16 protein-coding genes are annotated in these 19,588 nt (G+C 70.6%); 12 read left to right on the forward strand and 4 right to left on the reverse strand.

Translation table 11 applies throughout. From position 1 onward, the window contains the following. Positions 1 to 127: 127 nt before the first annotated feature. The 5 genes from ABT342_RS03950 (at position 128) to ABT342_RS03970 (ending at position 7,209) form a co-directional block, all read left to right on the forward strand. Positions 128 to 1,279, forward strand: coding sequence for a Gfo/Idh/MocA family protein (locus ABT342_RS03950; protein WP_351566602.1), 1,152 nt, complete (start codon positions 128 to 130; stop codon positions 1,277 to 1,279). Next, positions 1,276 to 2,436 carry a dihydrodipicolinate synthase family protein gene (locus tag ABT342_RS03955; RefSeq protein WP_351566605.1) on the forward strand — a complete coding sequence of 387 codons (1,161 nt, stop codon included), beginning with the start codon at positions 1,276 to 1,278 and terminating at the stop codon, positions 2,434 to 2,436. Before ABT342_RS03950 ends, ABT342_RS03955 begins: the two co-directional genes overlap by 4 nt. Further along, on the forward strand, positions 2,433 to 3,275 hold the full coding sequence (locus tag ABT342_RS03960) for a sugar phosphate isomerase/epimerase family protein (RefSeq protein ID WP_351566608.1): 843 nt from the start codon (positions 2,433 to 2,435) through the stop codon (positions 3,273 to 3,275). The genes ABT342_RS03955 and ABT342_RS03960 overlap by 4 nt, the downstream gene beginning before the upstream one ends. Before the next feature lie 248 nt (positions 3,276 to 3,523). Continuing rightward, positions 3,524 to 5,752, forward strand: coding sequence for an SF1B family DNA helicase RecD2 (recD2, locus tag ABT342_RS03965; protein WP_351566610.1), 2,229 nt, complete (start codon positions 3,524 to 3,526; stop codon positions 5,750 to 5,752). 167 nt (positions 5,753 to 5,919) lie between these two features. Further along, entirely contained in the window at positions 5,920 to 7,209 is a 1,290-nt protein-coding gene (locus tag ABT342_RS03970; RefSeq protein ID WP_351566612.1) for a citrate synthase, read from the forward strand. A gap of 678 nt (positions 7,210 to 7,887) precedes the next feature. Here the strand turns inward: ABT342_RS03970 and ABT342_RS03975 are convergent. Beyond that, positions 7,888 to 8,202, reverse strand: a complete 315-nt coding sequence (locus ABT342_RS03975) for a heavy-metal-associated domain-containing protein (RefSeq protein WP_351566614.1) — start codon at positions 8,200 to 8,202, stop codon at positions 7,888 to 7,890. Positions 8,203 to 8,435: 233 nt separating this feature from the next. Between ABT342_RS03975 and ABT342_RS03980 the strand changes: the two genes are divergently transcribed. Then, entirely contained in the window at positions 8,436 to 9,491 is a 1,056-nt protein-coding gene (locus ABT342_RS03980; protein WP_351566617.1) for a zinc-dependent alcohol dehydrogenase family protein, read from the forward strand. A gap of 112 nt (positions 9,492 to 9,603) precedes the next feature. Here ABT342_RS03980 and ABT342_RS03985 read toward each other — a convergent pair whose 3' ends face one another. Both ABT342_RS03985 and ABT342_RS03990 read right to left on the reverse strand, forming a co-directional pair. Continuing rightward, a complete protein-coding gene (locus ABT342_RS03985; RefSeq protein WP_351566619.1) occupies positions 9,604 to 9,801 on the reverse strand; it encodes a helix-turn-helix transcriptional regulator in 198 nt (65 codons plus the stop codon). A gap of 259 nt (positions 9,802 to 10,060) precedes the next feature. Next, complete coding sequence (locus ABT342_RS03990) at positions 10,061 to 10,972, reverse strand: sugar phosphate isomerase/epimerase family protein (protein ID WP_351566622.1); 912 nt, start codon at positions 10,970 to 10,972, stop codon at positions 10,061 to 10,063. A gap of 130 nt (positions 10,973 to 11,102) precedes the next feature. Here ABT342_RS03990 and iolC point away from each other — a divergent pair, with 130 nt between their 5' ends. The 6 genes from iolC to ABT342_RS04020 all read left to right on the forward strand — a co-directional run bounded on the left by iolC (position 11,103) and on the right by ABT342_RS04020 (position 18,203). Continuing rightward, entirely contained in the window at positions 11,103 to 12,398 is a 1,296-nt protein-coding gene (iolC, locus tag ABT342_RS03995; protein WP_351566625.1) for a 5-dehydro-2-deoxygluconokinase, read from the forward strand. Then, positions 12,395 to 13,285, forward strand: coding sequence for a Cgl0159 family (beta/alpha)8-fold protein (locus tag ABT342_RS04000; protein WP_351566628.1), 891 nt, complete (start codon positions 12,395 to 12,397; stop codon positions 13,283 to 13,285). Before iolC ends, ABT342_RS04000 begins: the two co-directional genes overlap by 4 nt. Before the next feature lie 16 nt (positions 13,286 to 13,301). Continuing rightward, a complete protein-coding gene (gene iolB / locus ABT342_RS04005; protein ID WP_351566630.1) occupies positions 13,302 to 14,114 on the forward strand; it encodes a 5-deoxy-glucuronate isomerase in 813 nt (270 codons plus the stop codon). Then, positions 14,111 to 16,000: a 3D-(3,5/4)-trihydroxycyclohexane-1,2-dione acylhydrolase (decyclizing) gene (iolD, locus tag ABT342_RS04010; protein WP_351566632.1), complete on the forward strand. Its 1,890-nt coding sequence runs from the start codon at positions 14,111 to 14,113 to the stop codon at positions 15,998 to 16,000. Before iolB ends, iolD begins: the two co-directional genes overlap by 4 nt. 23 nt (positions 16,001 to 16,023) lie before the next feature. Further along, positions 16,024 to 17,526, forward strand: a complete 1,503-nt coding sequence (gene mmsA / locus ABT342_RS04015) for a CoA-acylating methylmalonate-semialdehyde dehydrogenase (RefSeq protein ID WP_351566635.1) — start codon at positions 16,024 to 16,026, stop codon at positions 17,524 to 17,526. A 77-nt stretch (positions 17,527 to 17,603) separates the two neighbouring features. Further along, the gene (locus ABT342_RS04020) at positions 17,604 to 18,203 is read left to right on the forward strand and encodes a DUF4291 domain-containing protein (protein WP_351566638.1); all 600 of its coding nucleotides are present in this window, start codon (positions 17,604 to 17,606) and stop codon (positions 18,201 to 18,203) included. Positions 18,204 to 18,209: 6 nt separating this feature from the next. Here the strand turns inward: ABT342_RS04020 and ABT342_RS04025 are convergent, their stop codons facing one another. After that, positions 18,210 to 19,409 (reverse strand): S8 family peptidase, encoded by a 1,200-nt coding sequence (locus ABT342_RS04025; RefSeq protein ID WP_351566641.1) that lies wholly within the window; start codon positions 19,407 to 19,409, stop codon positions 18,210 to 18,212. Positions 19,410 to 19,588 lie beyond the last annotated feature (179 nt).

Genomic DNA, 19,588 nt, shown 5'->3' on the forward strand with positions numbered 1-19,588 from the left:
GAGGGGAGATCAGGACGAGCCCTTGTCCGGGCTGCTCCCGGCAGGCTAGCGTCATAGAGCCTAGAAAGCGCTTGCTATGACCGTTTCGCAGCCGAATCGAGAAACGAGTAACCATGGAGGCAGCTTCGTGACACGCAGGACAGTGCGGATCGCCATGAACGGCGTCACGGGCCGGATGGGATACCGGCAGCACTTGGTGCGCTCCCTCCTCGCGATTCGCGAGCAGGGCGGCCTCGACCTCGGGGGCGGCGAGATCCTCTGGCCCGAACCGGTCCTCGTCGGCCGCCGCGAGCACGCCTTGAGGCAGCTCGCCGAGCGGCACGGCCTCACCGAGTGGTCCACGGACCTCGACGCGGTGCTCGCCGGCGGAGCGATCGACATCTACTTCGATGCCCAGATCACCTCCGCCCGGGTCGGAGCGGTCAAGAAGGCGATCGCGGCGGGCACGCACGTCTACGCGGAGAAACCCACCGCGACGGACCTCGCGGGCGCCCTCGAACTGGCCCGCCTCGCCCGGGCCGCGGGCATCAAGCACGGCGTCGTCCAGGACAAGATCTTCCTGCCGGGGCTGCTGAAGCTGAAGCGCCTCGTGGACGGCGGTTTCTTCGGCGAGATCCTCTCCGTGCGCGGAGAGTTCGGCTACTGGGTCTTCGAGGGCGACTGGCAGGAGGCCCAGCGGCCCTCCTGGAACTACCGCGCCGAGGACGGCGGCGGGATCGTCGTCGACATGTTCCCCCACTGGGAGTACGTCCTGCACGAGCTGTTCGGCCGCGTCACGGACGTACAGGCACACGTCGCCACGCACATCCCGCAGCGTTGGGACGAGCGGGGCAAACCGTACGCGGCGACCGCGGACGACTCGGCGTACGCCGTCTTCCGGCTGGAGGGCGGCGCCGTCGCGCAGATCAACTCCTCCTGGGCCGTCCGAGTGAACCGCGACGAACTCGTCGAGTTCCAGGTCGACGGCACACACGGCTCGGCGGTCGCCGGACTGCGCAGATGCCGCGTACAGCACCGCAGCGCCACGCCGAAGCCCGTATGGAACCCGGATCTGCCCGCGACCGAGTCCTTCCGCGACCAGTGGCAGGAAGTGCCGGACAACAGGGAGTTCGACAACGGCTTCAAGGCCCAGTGGGAGCTGTTCCTGAGGCACGTCGCCCTGGGGGAGCCGTACCACTGGGACCTGGTCGCGGGCGCGCGTGGTGTGCAGCTCGCCGAGCTCGGGCTCAGATCCTCGGCGGAAGGCCGTCGGCTGGCGGTGCCGGAGCTGGTGCTGTGACGATCCGACTGCCGGGCCCCGCCGGCGAACTGCGTACGTACGAGCCCTGCGCCGAGCCCCTCGCCTGCTCCGCGGGCCGTTCACCGCTCGTCTCCCGGACGGTCTACGCGGCGGCCCATGTCGTCGCCGATCCCTACGGCGGCACCTGCCCGGACGGTCCGGCCGCCGTCGACTGGGACGCCACCCTCGCGTTCCGGCGCCACCTGTGGGCGCTCGGCCTGGGCGTCGCGGAGGCGATGGACACGGCGCAGCGGGGCATGGGACTCGACTGGGAGACCGCGGCCGAGCTGATCCGCCGCTCGGCGGCCGAGGCGAGGGCCATGGGCGGGCGCATCGCCTGCGGAGCCGGAACCGACCAGCTGGGCCCCGGCCCCGCGGACCTCGCCGCGGTACGGGCGGCCTACGAGGAACAGCTCGCCATCGTCGAGGGGAGCGGGGCACAGGTGATCCTCATGGCGTCACGCGCCCTCGCCGCCGCCGCGCGGACACCCGACGACTACAGGGCTGTCTACGGTCACCTGCTGCGGCAGGCCGGCGAGCCGGTCATCCTGCACTGGCTCGGACCGATGTTTGATCCCGCGCTCGACGGCTACTGGGGGAGCTCGAACCTCGACGCGGCCACGGAGACGTTCATCCGGATCATCGCCGAGCACTCCGACAAGATCGACGGCGTGAAGATCTCGCTGCTGGACGCCGAGCGCGAGGTCGACGTCCGGCGGCGCCTTCCCGAAGGCGTGCGCTGCTACACGGGCGACGACTTCCACTACCCCGAACTGATCGAGGGCGACGACCGGGGATTCAGCCACGCCCTTCTGGGGATCTTCGATCCACTGGGCCCGGTGGCCGCCGAAGCCGTCCGGGTCCTGGACACGGGTGACGCCAAGGGGCTCCGCGCACTGCTCGACCCCACCGTCGCCCTGTCGCGCCACCTCTTCGAGGCGCCGACCCGTTTCTACAAGACGGGAGTCGTCCTGCTGGCGTGGCTCGCGGGCCACCAGACGCACTTCACGATGGTCGGCGGCCTGCACTCGGCGCGATCGCTGCCCCATCTCGCGCGGGCGTACGAACTGGCGGACGGCCTCGGTCTGTTCCCGGATCCTGCGCTGGCCGAGGACAGGATGAAATCCCTGCTCACGGTGTACGGAGTCGCCCAATGACCGCACTTGCGAAACCCCTGTCCCGGTTGAGCATCAACCAGATGACCGTCAAGCAGCTCACGCTGCCGGAACTCACCGAGGCGTGCATGCGGCTCGGCGTACCCGCGGTGGGGCTGTGGCGCGAACCGGTACAGGCGTACGGCGTCGAGGCGGCGGCCAAGCTCGTGCGCGACGCGGGCCTTGCGGTCACCAGCCTGTGCCGCGGCGGCTTCTTCACGGCCACGGACCCCGGGGAGCGGGCACGGGCCCTCGACGACAACCGCGCGGCCATCGACGAGGCGGCGGCCCTCGGCACGGACACCCTCGTCCTCGTCTCGGGCGGCCTCCCGCCCGGCAGCCGGGACCTCCCGGCCGCGCGGGAGCGCATCGCGGACGCCCTCGCCGACCTCGCCGGACACGCGGGCGAGCGGGGCGTGCGGCTGGCGATCGAACCACTGCACCCGATGTACGCGGCGGACCGCTGCGCGGTGTCCACGCTCGACCAGGCCCTCGGCATCGCGGAACGCTTCCCTGCCGAGCAGGTCGGCGTCGTCGTGGACACGTACCACGTCTGGTGGGACGAGCGGGCCCCCGAGGCGGTGGCCCGCGCGGGTGCGTGCGGACGCATCCACGCGCTCCAACTGGCCGACTGGGTCACCCCATTGCCCGCGGGAGTGCTCAACGGCCGTGGCCAGCTGGGGGACGGCGCGATCGACCTGCGGGCCTGGCGCCAACGAGTCGACGCGGCGGGATATACGGGCCCGGTCGAGGTGGAGCTGTTCAACGAATCCCTGTGGGCACGGGACGGCGTGGAGGTCCTGGAGGAAACGGCCGACCGGTACGTCCGGCAGGTTCTGTAGCCCACCGCCGCCTTCAAGAAAACGACTGCCCTCAGCCGTGCAACCCTTCCGGGGTGAGAAGAGTCGTACGTGGCATCAGGGCTTCCGGGGAGGGATCTGGGGGGATCGGGAAGCCCTGACGGAGGGGGAGTGAGCGGGGCCCGGTCCCAGAACCGGGCCCCTTGAACTCGCCGGTGGCGGAGCCCGCCGGTCCGCGCGGCTGTCCACAGGCCCGGCAGGCTGTCCGACCCGGACGGTACCGTCGGTTCATGTCCAATCTGGCAGTGGTCGAAGGGGTCCTCGAGCGGATCACCTACGCCAACGAGGAGAACGGGTACACGGTCGCCCGTGTCGACACCGGCCGCGGCGGCGGTGACCTCCTCACGGTGGTCGGCTCGCTCCTCGGCGCGCAGCCGGGCGAATCGCTGCGGATGGAGGGCCGCTGGGGCTCCCATCCCCAGTACGGCAAGCAGTTCACGGTCGACAACTACACGACGGTTCTCCCCGCGACCGTCCAGGGCATCCGCCGCTATCTCGGCTCCGGTCTCATCAAGGGCATCGGCCCCAAGATCGCCGAGCGGATCGTCGACCACTTCGGTGCCGACACGCTCGACGTCATCGAGCAGCAGCCCGAGAAGCTCATCGAGGTCCCCGGCCTCGGCCCGAAGCGCACGAAGATGATCGGTGCCGCATGGGAGGAGCAGAAGGCCATCAAGGAAGTCATGGTCTTCCTCCAGGGGGTGGGCGTCTCCACCTCCATCGCCGTGCGGATCTACAAGAAGTACGAGGACGCCTCGATCTCCGTCGTGAAGAACCAGCCCTACCGGCTGGCGGCGGACGTCTGGGGCATCGGCTTCCTCACCGCCGACCGGATCGCCCAGGCCGTCGGCATCCCGCACGACAGCCCGGACCGGGTCAAGGCGGGGCTGCAGTACGCCTTGTCGCAGTCCACGGACCAGGGCCACTGCTTCCTGCCGCAGGAGCAACTGATCGCCGACGCCGTGAAGCTGCTCCAGGTCGACACGGGTCTGGTCATCGACTGCCTCGCCGAGCTCGCGGCCGAAGAAGAGGGTGTCGTACGGGAACGGGTCCCGGCGCCGGACGGCGGGGATCCGGTCACCGCGGTCTACCTGGTGCCGTTCCACCGAGCGGAGCTGTCCCTCTCCGCCCAGCTGATCCGGCTGCTGCGCGCGGAGGAGGACCGTATGCCGGCCTTCCAGGACGTGGCCTGGGACAAGGCGCTCGCCTGGCTGGCGGACCGGACGGGCGCGGAGCTGGCGCCCGAGCAGCAGGAGGCGGTGCGCCTCGCCCTGACCCGGAGGGTGGCCGTCCTCACCGGCGGACCGGGCTGCGGCAAGTCCTTCACGGTCCGCTCGATCGTGGAGCTGGCCCGCGCGAAGAAGGCCAAGGTGGTGCTCGCCGCGCCCACCGGCCGCGCCGCCAAACGGCTCGCCGAGCTCACCGGAGCCGAGGCGTCCACCGTGCACCGGCTGCTGGAGCTCAAACCGGGCGGCGACGCGGCCTACGACCGGGACCGGCCGCTCGACGCGGATCTGGTGGTGGTCGACGAGGCGTCCATGCTGGACCTGCTCCTCGCCAACAAGCTGGTGAAGGCGGTGGCACCCGGTGCGCATCTGCTGCTGGTCGGGGACGTGGACCAGCTGCCGAGCGTCGGCGCCGGCGAGGTGCTGCGCGATCTGCTCGCTGACTCCGGGCCGGTGCCGAGCGTCCGGCTGACCCGGATCTTCCGGCAGGCCCAGCAGTCCGGGGTCGTCACCAACGCCCACCGCATCAATTCCGGTGAGCAGCCGCTCACCCAGGGTCTCGGTGACTTCTTCCTGTTCGTCGAGGAGGACACCGAGGAGGCGGGCAGGCTCACCGTGGACGTCGCGGCCCGGCGTATCCCCGCCCGCTTCGGCCTGGACCCGCGGCGTGATGTGCAGGTCCTCGCGCCGATGCACCGCGGCCCGGCCGGCGCGGGTGCCCTCAACGGGCTGCTCCAGCAGGCGATCACACCCGCCCGTCCCGACCTGCCGGAGAAGCGGCTCGGCGGCAGAGTGTTCCGCGTCGGCGACAAGGTCACGCAGATTCGCAACAATTACGAGAAGGGTAAGAACGGGGTCTTCAACGGCACGGTCGGCGTGGTGACGTCACTCAATCCGGTCGATCAGCGGCTGACGGTGCTGACGGACGAGGACGAGGAGGTGCCGTACGACTTCGACGAGCTGGACGAGCTCGTACACGCGTACGCCGTGACCATCCACCGCTCCCAGGGCAGTGAGTATCCGGCGGTGGTGATACCGGTCACCACCGGGGCCTGGATGATGCTGCAGCGGAATCTGCTCTACACGGCCGTCACGCGCGCCAAGAAGCTCGTTGTGCTCGTCGGCTCCCGCAGGGCGATAGGACAGGCCGTTCGTACCGTCTCCGCAGGCAGGCGCTTTACCGCACTCGACCACCGGCTGACAGGTGGAGGGTTCGTGGCAAAGATCACCTAGCACTTCCGGAACCGGGGCGAAGGGGGCAGGATGAGCAGGTTGACGGCACTGAGTGCCGCCAATTGGCCCAATGGTCGACCCCGAGTGCACTCTCCTCAGCCAAATGGGGGATGGTAGAGACAGTCAGGGCACCTCGAAGAAGAGGCACTACGTCGGTGAGGGATGACGTGAGCGACAACTCTGTAGTACTGCGGTACGCGGACGGTGAATACACCTACCCGGTGGTTGAGAGCACCGTCGGTGACAAGGGCTTCGACATCGGGAAGCTCCGAGCCCAGACCGGTCTGGTCACCCTGGACAGCGGATACGGCAACACGGCCGCCTATAAATCCGCGATCACCTACCTCGACGGTGAGCAGGGCATTCTGCGGTACCGCGGCTATCCCATCGAGCAGCTGGCGGAGCGCTCCACCTTCCTTGAGGTGGCGTACCTGCTGATCAACGGCGAGCTTCCCAAGGTCGACGAGCTCGCGGCGTTCAAGAACGAGATCACCCAGCACACGCTGCTGCACGAGGACGTCAAGCGGTTCTTCGACGGCTTCCCGCGCGACGCCCACCCGATGGCCATGCTGTCCTCCGTGGTCAGCGCGCTGTCGACGTTCTACCAGGACAGCCACAACCCGTTCGACCAGAAGCAGCGCCACCTCTCCACGATCCGGCTGCTCGCCAAGCTGCCGACGATCGCGGCGTACGCGTACAAGAAGTCGATCGGCCACCCCTTCGTCTACCCGCGCAACGACCTCGGGTACGTGGAGAACTTCCTGCGCATGACCTTCTCGGTCCCGGCGCAGGAGTACGAGCTCGACCCGGTCGTCGTCTCCGCGCTCGACAAGCTGCTGATCCTGCACGCGGACCACGAGCAGAACTGTTCGACCTCCACCGTGCGCCTGGTCGGCTCCTCGCAGGCGAACATGTTCGCCTCGATCTCCGCCGGCATCTCGGCCCTGTGGGGGCCCCTGCACGGTGGCGCCAACCAGTCGGTCCTGGAGATGCTGGAGGGCATCCAGGCCAACGGCGGCGATGTCGACTCCTTCATCAACAAGGTGAAGAACAAGGAGGACGGCGTCCGCCTGATGGGCTTCGGCCACCGGGTGTACAAGTCGTTCGACCCGCGCGCCAAGATCATCAAGGCCGCGGCGCACGATGTCCTCTCCGCACTCGGCAAGTCCGACGAGCTGCTGGACATCGCGCTCAAGCTGGAGGAGCACGCGCTCTCCGACGACTACTTCGTCTCGCGCAACCTCTACCCGAACGTGGACTTCTACACGGGTCTGATCTACCGGGCCATGGGCTTCCCGACCGAGATGTTCACCGTGCTCTTCGCGCTCGGCCGGCTCCCCGGCTGGATCGCCCAGTGGCACGAGATGATCAAGGAGCCGGGCTCCCGCATCGGCCGTCCCCGCCAGATCTACACGGGCGAGGTCCTGCGCGACTTCGTGCCGGTCGAGGCGCGCTGAGGTCTGCCGGGGGTCCGGGGGTGGTCCCCCGGGGTCAACGCGGCCACGGGCGAGGTCCTGCGCGACTTCGTGCCGGTCGAGGCGCGCTGAGGTCTGCTGTCAGTTGAGCGCTCTGAGGCGTGCCGTGGGTCCGGGGGGCGTCCCCCGGGTCAGCAAAGTGAGAAGTGAGAGAAGCGCCCCGCTGCCGATCCCCCCACGGGTCGGCGAGCGGGGCGCTTCCCATATCCCCGGTGCGGATTCCCCCCACGGGATCCGGCCCGGGCGTCTGCTGCTACTACCAGCAGAAGCTCTTCGCGCGGTCTGCCGGGGTACGTATGTACGGGAGGGCCGCTCAAAGCTCCCCGGTCTACGTGCCCCGGCCAACGCTTGCCTGGGACGTCCCCCAAGACATCCCGTGAACGTCCCCCAAGACGTTCTGGCATCGCCCACTTAGACTCGCGAAGAGCCCGAATGGTTACCTACAAATATCTGTGATCTGGATCTCTTTGTGAAGGTCCTGTGTATCACGTGAAGGATCGCAGAAGAAGACCGGTGTCGGCCACCGGAACGGATGAGAAGGCCATCGCGAATCCGGCACGGCCGGAACCTGAGGGGCGTCGGCGGTCCGCCTCGTAACGCGAAGCAGGGCCGCACCGTCGTCACGGTACGGCCCGGAGGGCTTCGGAATCGGCCGGTTGGTCAGACCCGGCCCACGAGCTCGTAGCCGGCCTCGTCGACCGCGGCGCGCACCGCGGACTCGTCCAGGGGGGCCTCGGAGACCACTGTGACCTGCCCGGTGGCGGCGACGGCCTTGACCGAGGTGACGCCCGCGATCTCGGAGATCTCGCCGGCGATCGCCCCCTCGCAGTGGCCGCAGGTCATGCCCTTCACCTCGTAGACCGTGGTGACGGCGCCCGACTGGGTGTCGGCGGAGTCGCCGCCGTGGCAGGAGCCGGTCGGTGAGCAGCAGGAGCCGGTGGCCTGCGGGATCTCGGTCTTCGTCTCGACGGTCATGGCGTTCTCCTCTTCGAGGGCGTGTCGCGCTTCGCGCTCACTTCGTTCAATGAAGGCATGGTGCGTCACGAGGGTCCTGGGGATGCCGGGGCTCCCTGACGTCCCTCACTGTATACCCCCAGGGGGTATGAATGCCAGTCGCCTTGCCGCGGCCACCGCCGGGCCCGTGCCGGCGGCCGCTGTCCCCGGATAGGTTCGAGCCGACCCGGACGGATCCAGGGAAGGCGGGGCCGATGAAGGCTGTGGTGTTCGAGCAGTACGGACAGGACGCCGAAGTGCGCGAGGTGCCGGACCCGGTGCCGTCGGAGCATGGAGTGGTGGTCCGGGTCGAGGCCACCGGGCTGTGCCGCAGCGACTGGCACGGGTGGATGGGCCACGACCCGGACATAGCCCTTCCCCACGTCCCCGGACACGAGCTGGCCGGAGTCGTCGAGGCCGTGGGCGCGGGGGTCGCCGACTGGCGGCCCGGGGACCGGGTCACCGTGCCCTTCGTATGTGCCTGCGGGCGGTGCCCGGCCTGTGCGGCCGGGGATCAGCAGGTGTGCGAGCGCCAGACCCAGCCCGGGTTCACGCACTGGGGATCCTTCGCCGAGTTCGTGGCGCTGGAGAACGCGGACGTCAACCTGGTGGCCGTGCCCGAGGAGCTCTCGTACGCCACGGCCGCGGGGCTCGGATGCCGGTTCGCGACCGCTTTCCGGGCCGTCGTGGTCCAGGGGCGGGTGGCGCCCGGGGAGTGGGTCGCGGTGCACGGCTGTGGCGGGGTGGGACTGTCCGCGGTGATGATCGCGGCGGCGAGCGGGGCCCGGGTGGTCGCGGTGGATGTCGCCCCGCAGGCGCTGGAGCTCGCGCGGAAGTTCGGCGCCGTGGAGTGCGTGGACGCGACGGCGGTCACCGGCGCGGGCGGGACCGCCGAGGCGGTGCGTGAGCTGACCGGCGGCGGAGCCCATCTCTCGCTCGACGCGCTCGGTTCCCCCGTCACCTGCGCGGCCTCGGTCCAGAGTCTGCGCCGACGCGGGCGCCATGTGCAGGTCGGCCTGCTGCCCTCGGCCGCGGGTGACCCGGTGGTGCCCATGGGGCGGCTCATCGGTCTGGAGCTGGAGATCCTCGGCAGCCATGGGATGGCCGCGCACGCGTACGGTCCGATGCTGGAGATGGTCCGCTCCGGTGTGCTACGTCCGGATCTGCTGGTGACCTCGGTGATCTCCCTGGACGCGGCGCCGGCCGCCCTCGCCGCCATGGGGAAGACCCCGGGCGCCGGGGTGACGATCATCGAGCCGGCCCGCCACTGACCTGCCGTCCTGATCCCTCCAGAGGCCCGGAGGGGCAGCCGAGTGGGCGGCCGCGGTGGACCGCCCGCTCGCGCGCCTGGCCCCGCGCCGGCCGACTGCGGGGACGGGCGGGTCAGTCCCTGCGTCCTCTGTTGCTCGGGCGGTTGGCCACCCAGACGTGGATGGTGTCCGCGTACCAGTAGGGCTTCCCGGCCTCCACGTGGTCGGGAGGCGGAAGGAGGCCGTGCTTGCGGTAGGAACGAACGGTGTCCGGCTGCACCCGGATGTGAGCGGCGATGTCCTTGTAGGACCAGAGCTTTCTGTCCGTCATCTGTGGCACCTCCCTGCGCGCGCCGCAGCGGCGGCCGGGAAGCCGTCGGGGGAGCTGTGACGCGGACACTGGCGATCACTGAGCCTGTGCCTGGCGCACGCCACGGAGTAACGAGCGGGGAGCGGTTGTCGAGGCCCTGTGACGGAAGACCCGCCTAATCGGGATGCGCGTGACGAGCAGGTGACTGACGTGACGTAGGTGGAGGAACCGGAACCGCCCGAACCGTCCAGCCGCCGGTGCCCCTCACCCACCGGCCGGGTCATGCGCCGCAGGAACGGAGGAACCGGCGGGTGCGCTCGGCGATCGGGAAGGGCTTGTCCGGGGGGCACGGGTACATGTCCTGCTCGACGATCGCGAACAGTTCGGCGTCCAGCCGGCGCGCCGCCGCCAGCACTGGCTCCAGCGCGGGGACGCCGGACGGGGGCTCGCACATCACACCGCGCGCCACCGCGGGCCCGAACGGGACCTCCTCCGCGACCACTTGGGCGAGGATCTCCGGATCGACCTGCTTGAGGTGGAGATAGCCGATCCGTTCACCGTAGGTCTCGATGAGCTTGACGCTGTCGCCGCCGCAGTAGGCGTAGTGCCCGGTGTCCAGACACAGCGAGACCAGGGAGGGGTCGGTCGCGTCGAGGAAGCGGCTGACGTTCTCCTCGCTGTCGATGTGGGTGTCCGCGTGCGGGTGGACGACGATCCGCAGCCCGAAGCGGTCCCCGACCTCCTGGCCGAGGCGCTCGGTCAGCGTGGTGAGGTGGCGCCACTGCTCCGCGGTGAGCGTCCGGTCCTCCAGGACGGCGCCGGACTTGTCGTCGCGCCAGAAGGACGGGATGACCACGAGATGGTCCGCTCCCATCGCGCGGGTGAGCACGGCGATGTCGGCGACATGGGCCCAGGTGCGCTCCCAGACGGCCGGCCCGTGGTGCAGCCCGGTGAAGACGGTTCCGGCCGAGACGTTCAGCCCGCGCGCCCGGGTCTCCTCCGTGAGCCGGGCGGGGTCGGTCGGGAGGTAGCCGTACGGGCCGAGTTCGATCCACGCGTAACCCGCCTGGGCGACTTCGTCGAGGAACCGCTGCCAGGGGACCTGTTGCGGGTCGTCGGGGAACCACACGCCCCAGGAGTCCGGGGCCGACCCGATCCGGATGCGGTTGAGCGAGGGTGCGGAGGAGGTCATGGCGGTCAGCTTTCCGGCCGTCCGAGAAAGGTGTCAAGCTTTCGTCCGAATGTAAGGACAAAATGTTGACAGCATTCGGGAGAGCGGGCTAGACCAGGGAACAGCCGGGCGTGGAACCGAAGGGACACGTATGCCTCAGCCGCCGCAGTCGTACGACGTGATCACGATGGGACGGATCGGGGTGGACCTCTACCCCTTGCAGACCGGGGTCCCGCTGGCGCAGGTCGAGACGTTCGGGAAGTTCCTCGGAGGGTCGGCCGCCAATGTGGCGGTCGCCGCGGCCCGGCTCGGCCGCGGTGCCGCGGTCGTCACCCGTACGGGACAGGACCCCTTCGGGGAGTATCTCCACCAGGCGCTGCGGGAGTTCGGGGTCGACGACCGGTGGGTGGAGGGGGTGGCCGGACTCCCGACGCCCGTGACGTTCTGCGAGATCTTTCCGCCCGATGACTTCCCGCTCTACTTCTACCGGCAGCCCAAGGCGCCCGATCTCGAACTGCGGACGGCTGAGCTGGACTTGGCGGCGATCGCGTCGGCCCGGGTCTTCTGGGTGACCGGAACGGGGCTGTGCGCGGAGCCCAGCCGGACCGCGACCCTGGCCGCGCTCGCGCATCGCGCCAAATCCGCGACGACCGTGTTCGACCTGGACTGGCGGCCCATGTTCTGGCAGAGCACGGCCCGGCCGGCCCGGGACGAGGCGCGGCCGTACTACACACAGGCGCTCGCGCACGCCACCGTCGCCGTCGGCAACCTGGAGGAGTGCGAGGTCGCGACCGGCGAGCGCGAGCCGTACGCCGCTGCCCGCGCACTGCTCGACGCCGGGATCGAGCTCGCCGTGGTCAAGCAGGGCCCCAAGGGGGTGCTGGCCGTGCACCGCGACGGCGGGACGGTCGAAGTCCCGCCGGTCGAGGTCGATGTCGTCAACGGACTCGGCGCGGGGGACGCGTTCGGCGGGGCGATGGTGCACGGTCTGCTGGCCGGCTGGGAGCTGGAGCGGGTGATGCGGTTCGCCAACGCCGCGGGTGCGATCGTCGCCTCGCGCCTCGCCTGCTCTTCCGCGATGCCTTACGCCGACGAGGTCGACGCGCTCCTCGCCGACCCGGAGCCCGGCCGCGGGCCCCGTCCCGCACCCGGCCCCGACCCCGCACCCGACCTCCGCCCCGCATCCGCACCCGGCCGCGAGCCCGCACCCGGCCCCCGTCCCGCGCCGGGCCCCGCACACGACCCCCGTCCCGAGCCGGGTCCCGCATCCGCACCCGGCCCCCGTCCCGCGCCGGGCCCCGCACACGACCCCCGTCCTGAGCCGGGTCCCGCATCCGCACCCGGCCGCGAGCCCGCACCCGGCCCCCGTCCCACGCCGGGCCCCGCACACGACCCCCGTCTTGAGCCGGGTCCCGCCCCCCGCCCCGCGCCCGGGGCGCCCTCGTGAGCCGCGTCGATGCCGCGGATCTCGCCGGGATCCGGGCCCACCACCCCGAGGCCGTCGCCGAGGCGGCCGCCCGGCGCAGGAGGCGGCCGCTCGTCGGGGACCGCGGCCGGCTGATGATCGTCGCGGCGGACCACCCCGCCCGCGGCGCACTCGGCGTCGGTGACCGGCGGTTCGCCATGGCCAGCCGCCCCGACCTGCTGGAGCGGCTCCGTACCGCCCTCGCGCGCCCCGGCGTGGACGGGGTCCTCGCCACCGCCGACATCCTGGAGGACCTGCTCCTCCTCGGCGCGCTCGACGACAAGGTCGTCATGGGCTCGATGAACCGGGGCGGACTCGCGGGCGCCGCCTTCGAGCTCGACGACCGGTTCACCGGCCACCGGGCCGAGGACCTGGCGCGGCTCGGATTCGACGCGGGCAAGCTGCTGCTCCGTATCGACTACGACGACCCGGGCTCCCTGGACACGCTGCACTCCGCGGCCCGGGCCATCGACGACATGGCCGCGCACCGGCTGCCCGTGTTCGTCGAGCCGTTCATCTGCCGGCGCGTCGAGGGGCGGCTGACCAACGATCTGTCCGCCGAGGCCGTCACCCGCTCCATCGCCATCGCCTCCGGTCTCGCCGGGACCTCGGCGTACACATGGCTGAAGGTCCCCGTCACGGCGAACCCGGACGACATGGCCCGGGTGATGGAGACCTCGACCCTGCCGGCCGTGCTGCTCGGCGGCGAGGTCGGCGCCTCCCCGGGTGCGCAGGAGGGGGCGTACGAGAAATGGCGGGGAGCCCTGCAACTTCCTACGGTCCAGGGCCTGGTGGTGGGGCGTTCGCTGCTCTATCCGGCCGACGGTGATGTCGCAGCGGCGGTCGATACGGCGGTAGGGCTGCTCTAGCGGGTACGGAGATCTCATGGACATCGACAGGCATCTACGAGCGGGCGGCGCGGCCGAGGGGGCGTACGCCCTCGCCGTCGACCCCAAGCGGGCCGGATGGGGGTATTCCGCGCTGCGGATCCTGGAGCTTCCCCCGGGCGGCTCCCACCTCCTGATGGCGGGGGACAGCGAATGGATCGTGCTTCCGCTCAGTGGCGGATGTACGGTTCACATCGACGGCGAGTTCATGGAACTGCTGGGCAGGCAAAGCGTGTTCGCGGGAGTCACCGACTTCGCGTACGTCCCCCGCGATGCCCATGCACAGATCGCCTCCGGCGCGGGAGGCCGCTTCGCCCTGGCAGGAGCGAAGTGCGAGCGACGACTCCCCGCTCGCTACGGCCCCGCGCCGGAGGTGCCGGTCGAGGAGCGCGGCACGGGCAGCTGTGCCCGCCGGGTCAACAACTTCGCGGCCGCCGACACCTTCGTATGCGACCGGCTCATCGCCGTCGAAGTGCTCACGCCCGGCGGCAACTGGTCGTCGTACCCGCCGCACAAGCACGACGAGCACCGGCCGGGCGAGGAGTCGGAGCTGGAGGAGATCTACTACTTCGAGATCCAGGGTGAGCACGGCTTCGGCTACCAGCGTGTGTCCCCCTCGCGCCCCGGCGGCACCGATGTGCTCGCCGAGGTGCGCAGCGGCGACGCGGTCCTCGTCCCCGACGGCTGGCACGGTCCCTCCATCGCCGCGCCCGGCCATGACATGTACTACCTGAACGTGATGGCCGGCCCGGGAGAGGAGCGGGAATGGAAGATCCGCTTCCACCCCGACCACGCGGAGGGATACCGATGAGCACCCGACCGGCCACGCGCCGCCTCACCACCGCCCAGGCCCTCGTCGCGTTCCTCGCCCGGCAGTACAGCGAGCGCGACGGCGAGCGGCACCGGCTGATCGGCGCCGTCTGGGGCATCTTCGGCCACGGCAACGTCGCGGGGATCGGCCAGGCCCTGCTGGAGAGCGGCGGCGCGGACATGCCGTACGTCCAGGGCCGCAACGAACAGGCCATGGTGCACGCCGCCGTCGGCTACGCGCGCCAGTCCCACCGCCTCGCCACCCATGCCGTCACCACCTCCATCGGTCCGGGCGCCACCAATCTCGTCACCGGCGCCGCCCTCGCCACGATCAACCGGCTCCCCGTCCTCCTCCTGCCCGGCGACATCTTCGCGACCCGCCCCGCCGACCCCGTCCTCCAGCAGCTAGAAGTCCCGTACGCGGGCGATGTCTCCGTCAACGACTGCCTGCGCCCGGTCTCGGCGTACTTCGACCGGATCACCCGCCCCGAAGCGCTGATCCCGGCGGCGCTCGCCGCGATGCGCGTCCTCACCGACCCGGCCGCCACCGGCGCGGTGACGCTCGCGCTGCCGCAGGACGTCCAGGCGGAGGCGTACGACTGGCCCGAGGAGTTCTTCGCCGAGCGCGTCTGGCACGTACGCCGTCCGCGGCCGGATGCGGCCGAGCTGGCCGCGGCCGTCGCCGCGGTACGGGCCGCCCGCCGCCCCCTGATCATCGCGGGCGGCGGAGTCCACCACAGCGGTGCGGAGGCCGCGCTGAAGACCTTCGCCGAGGCCACCGGCGTCCCCGTCGCCTCGACCCAGGCGGGCAAGGGCTCCCTGCGCCACGACCACCCGGCGGACGTCGGCGCCATCGGCCATACCGGCACCGCGACCGCCGACGAGCTGGCGCGGGCCGCCGACCTGGTCATCGGCGTCGGAACCCGCTACTCCGACTTCACCACCGCCTCCGCCACCCTCTTCACCCACCCCGAGGTCCGTTTCCTCAACCTCAACATCACCGGCTTCGACGCCCACAAGCTCGCCGCGCTCCCGCTGGTCTGCGACGCCCGGGCCGGCCTCGAAGCCCTCACCGAAGCCCTTCGCGGCCACCACGTGGAGCACAGCTACGAGACGGAGTACACGGACGACAAGGAGCGCTGGGAGCATCGCGTCGACGCGGCGTACGAGGCGCCCGACGAGGACGTACGCCCCACCCAGCCGCAGGTCCTCGGGGCGCTGGACGCCCTGGTCGACGAGGACGACATCGTGATCAACGCGGCCGGATCGCTCCCCGGCGATCTGCACAAACTGTGGCGCGCCCGCTCCCGCGACCAGTACCACGTGGAGTACGGCTACTCCTGCATGGGATACGAGATCCCCGCCGCGATCGGCGTCGCCATGGCCGCGCCCGGCCGGCCGGTGTGGGCGCTCGTGGGTGACGGTACATACTTGATGAATCCCACCGAAATCGTCACGGCGGTGCAGGAACGCGTCCCCATCAAGGTCGTCATCCTCCAGAACCACGGATACGCGTCGATCGGAGGGCTCTCCGAATCGGTCGGATCCGAGCGTTTCGGCACCGCCTACCGCCACCGGACCCCGGAAGGGAGCTATACGGGGCCCCCGCTCCCCGTCGACCTCGCGGCCAACGCGGCCTCGCTCGGCATGCGGGTGATCCGTGCCAAGACCGTGCGTGACCTGCGCGAAGCTCTCTCGGAGGCGCGCGCGACGGACAGTCCCACATGTGTCTACGTCGAGACCGAAACGGCAGACACTGTGTCGGGCGCGCCCCCCGGCCAGGCATGGTGGGATGTGCCCGTGGCCGAGATCGCGACCCGCTCGTCGGCGGTCAAGGCCCGGGAGGAGTACGACCGGCAAGTCGCAGCCCGACGCCGCCATCTCTGAAGGACCTGAAGGAGCTTTTCGTCATGACGAAGACCGTCAACCACTGGATCGGTGGCAAGACCGTCGAGGGCGCGTCCGGCAACTGGGGCCCGGTCACCGATCCGGCGACCGGCGCCGTGACCACGAAGGTCGCGCTCGCCTCCGTCGAGGAGGTCGACGCGGCGGTCGCCGCCGCGAAGGCCGCGTTCGCCACCTGGGGCACCTCGTCCCTGGCCCAGCGGACGACGATCCTCTTCCGCTTCCGCGCGCTGCTCGACGCCAACCGCGACGCGATCGCCGAGCTGATCGTCGCCGAGCACGGCAAGGTCCACTCGGACGCGCTGGGCGAGGTCGCCCGGGGCATGGAGATCGTGGACCTGGCCTGCGGTATCACCACCCAGCTCAAGGGCGAGCTGTCCACCCAGGTGTCCAACCGCGTGGACGTCGCGGCGATCCGCCAGCCGGTCGGCGTGGTCGCGGGCATCACCCCGTTCAACTTCCCGGCGATGGTGCCGATGTGGATGTTCCCGCTCGCCATCGCCTGCGGAAACACCTTCATCCTCAAGCCGAGCGAGAAGGACCCCTCGCCTTCGCTGAAGATCGCCGAGCTGCTCGCCGAGGCGGGGCTGCCGGACGGCGTCTTCAACGTCCTCCACGGCGACAAGGTCGCGGTGGACCGGCTGCTGGAGCACCCGGACGTCTCGGCGATCTCCTTCGTCGGTTCGACGCCGATCGCGAAGTACATCCACACCACCGCCTCCGCGGCGGGCAAGCGCGTCCAGGCCCTGGGCGGTGCGAAGAACCACATGCTGGTCCTGCCCGACGCGGACCTGGACGCCGCGGCCGACGCCGCCGTCTCCGCCGCGTACGGCTCCGCGGGCGAGCGCTGCATGGCGATCTCGGCGGTCGTCGCGGTCGGCTCGATCGGTGACCAGCTGGTCGACAAGATCCGCGAGCGCGCCGAGAAGATCAAGATCGGTCCGGGCAACGACCCGACCTCCGAGATGGGCCCGCTCATCACCAAGGTCCACCGCGACAAGGTCGCCTCCTACGTCCACGGCGCGGCGGACCAGGGCGCCGAGGTCGTCCTCGACGGCACCGGCTACACGGTGGACGGCTTCGAGGACGGTCACTGGATCGGCCTGTCGCTCCTCGACAAGGTCTCCACCGACTCCGACGCGTACCGGGACGAGATCTTCGGCCCCGTGCTGTGCGTGCTGCGAGCCGAGACGTACGAGGAGGGTGTCGCGCTCATCAACGCGTCGCCGTTCGGCAACGGCACCGCGATCTTCACCCGCGACGGCGGCGCGGCCCGCCGCTTCCAGCTGGAGATCCAGGCGGGCATGGTCGGCGTGAACGTGCCGATTCCGGTGCCGGTGGGCTACCACAGCTTCGGCGGCTGGAAGGACTCGCTCTTCGGCGACCTCCACGTCTACGGCAACGACGGCGTGCAGTTCTACACTCGCGGCAAGGTCGTCACCACCCGCTGGCCGGACCCGTCCGACGCCCCGGCGGGCGTGGACCTGGGCTTCCCCCGCAACCACTGACCCCTCCGACCCCCGCGCGGCCCGTACGGAACCCTCACCCCGTACGGGCCGCGCGGCCGTTGCATAGGCTCCGGGTCATGCCGCCCATGCCACCGAAGTACCAGATCCGCGCCCTGCACACCGACGAGACGATCACCGTCTACCAGGCCTACGACCCTGCCCTGGGCGGCCCCGCGGCGCGCGACGGCCGCTTCCCGGCCGCCTGGAAGCGGGAGCGCATGACGTGGATCAAGCCGTCCTTCCTGTGGATGATGTACCGCTGCGGCTGGGGTACCAAGGAGGGCCAGCAGACCGTTCTGGCCGTCGAGATCGCCCGCGAGGGTTTCGAATGGGCGCTGCGCAACGCCTGCCTGTCGCACTACACCCGGGACCTGCACCCCGACCAGGCCACCTGGAAGCGCCAGTTGAGGCAGGCTCCCGCCCGTGTCCAGTGGGACCCCGAGCGCGATCTGCGCCTTGCGCCCCTCCCGTACCGCTCCCTTCAGCTCGGCCTCGCCGGGGAGGCCTCGGCGCGGTACGCGGACGAGTGGACCGTGGCCATCACGGACGTGACCCCGCTCGCGCGCGAGATCCATGGACTCGTGCGCGGCGGGGATCTTGAGGGTGCCGGGCGGCTGTTGCCCGAGGAGCGGGTCTACCCGGTGGGGGAGGGGCTCCTCGGGCACCTCAGGGTGTGAGGGGGGTCAGAACAGCGAGTGGAGCAGCTTGTTCGGGGAGCCCGTGCGCGGGTCCGTGACCTTGCCGCTCGTCGCGTTGGTGACCACGGCGTCGCGGACCTGGGCCGGGGTCGCCGAGGGGTTGGCGGCGAGGTGGAGCGCGGCGACGCCCGCGGTGTGCGGGGTGGCCATCGAGGTGCCGGAGATGGTCTTCGTCGCGGTGTTGTTGTCCTTCCACGCCGAGGTGATGTTCACGCCGGGGGCGAAGAGGTCCAGGCAGGTGCCGTAGTTGGAGAAGGAGGCGCGCCGGTCCGCGCTGTCCGTCGCGCCGACCGTGATGGCCTCGGGGACGCGGGCGGGGGAGGAGTTGCACGCGTTCACGGGCAGGCCGAGGAAGTTTCCGTTGCCCGCCGCGACGGAGTAGCTGACGCCCGAGGCGATCGACCTCTTGACCGCGTTGTCCAACGAGGTGTTGGCGCCGCCGCCCAGGCTCATGTTGGCGACGGCCGGCTTGACGGCGTTCGCGGTGACCCAGTCGACTCCGGCGATGACGCCGGCCGTCGTGCCGGAGCCGTTGCAGTCGAGGACGCGGACCGCGATCAGCTTGACGTTCTTGGCGACGCCGTAGGTCTTGCCGCCCACGGTGCCCGCGACGTGGGTGCCGTGTCCCTGGCAGTCCTGTCCGTTCTGGCCGCCGCCGACGGTGTCCGTGCCGACGCTCGCGCGGCCGCCGAACTCGCTGTGCGAGGTACGGATGCCGGTGTCGATGATGTACGCGTTCACGTTCGACGCGGTGGTGTTGTACGTGTACGTCGTCGACAGGGGCAGGTTCCGCTGGTCGATGCGGTCGAGGCCCCAGGTGGCGTTGGTCTGGGTCGCGTCGATGCGGACCGTGGCGTTCTGCTCGACGTACGCGACCCGTGGGTCGGCGGCGAGACGCGCGGCCTTGGCCTTGGACATCGAGGCGGAGAAGCCCTTGAGGACGGAGCGGTAGGTGTGTTTGGGTGTCACACCCTCCTCGGCGGCGAGATCGGTGACGCGGGTGCTGCCGTCCTTCAGGACGACGATCCAGCTGTCCTGGACGGCGGTTGCAGTGGGGGCGAGACGGAGATCGCCGAGTGGCGCGCTCTGCGCCGTGGGGGAGACGGCGAACTGGAGACCGGCCGCGAGGGCGACTGCGGGGAGCAGCGCGCCCATACGTATGGAGCGGCGGGCAGTGAATCTCATCTCGTGCACCTGACCCTCTCTTTGATCGGAGCATGACAAGGTCGCGTACAGGGTGTCGTGCGGTGATCGCGTGCACAAGGGGTTGTTACTGCTCGGTTCACGGCGAGGTTCCCGCGCCGCGGGCGATATGACGGACACCACCTACCGCGTCTGGTGTAGGCGGCGACCAGGTGTACTAC

The sequence above is a fragment of the Streptomyces sp. NPDC000410 genome (assembly GCF_040300305.1).
In the GTDB taxonomy this organism is placed as follows: Bacteria; Actinomycetota; Actinomycetes; order Streptomycetales; family Streptomycetaceae; genus Streptomyces.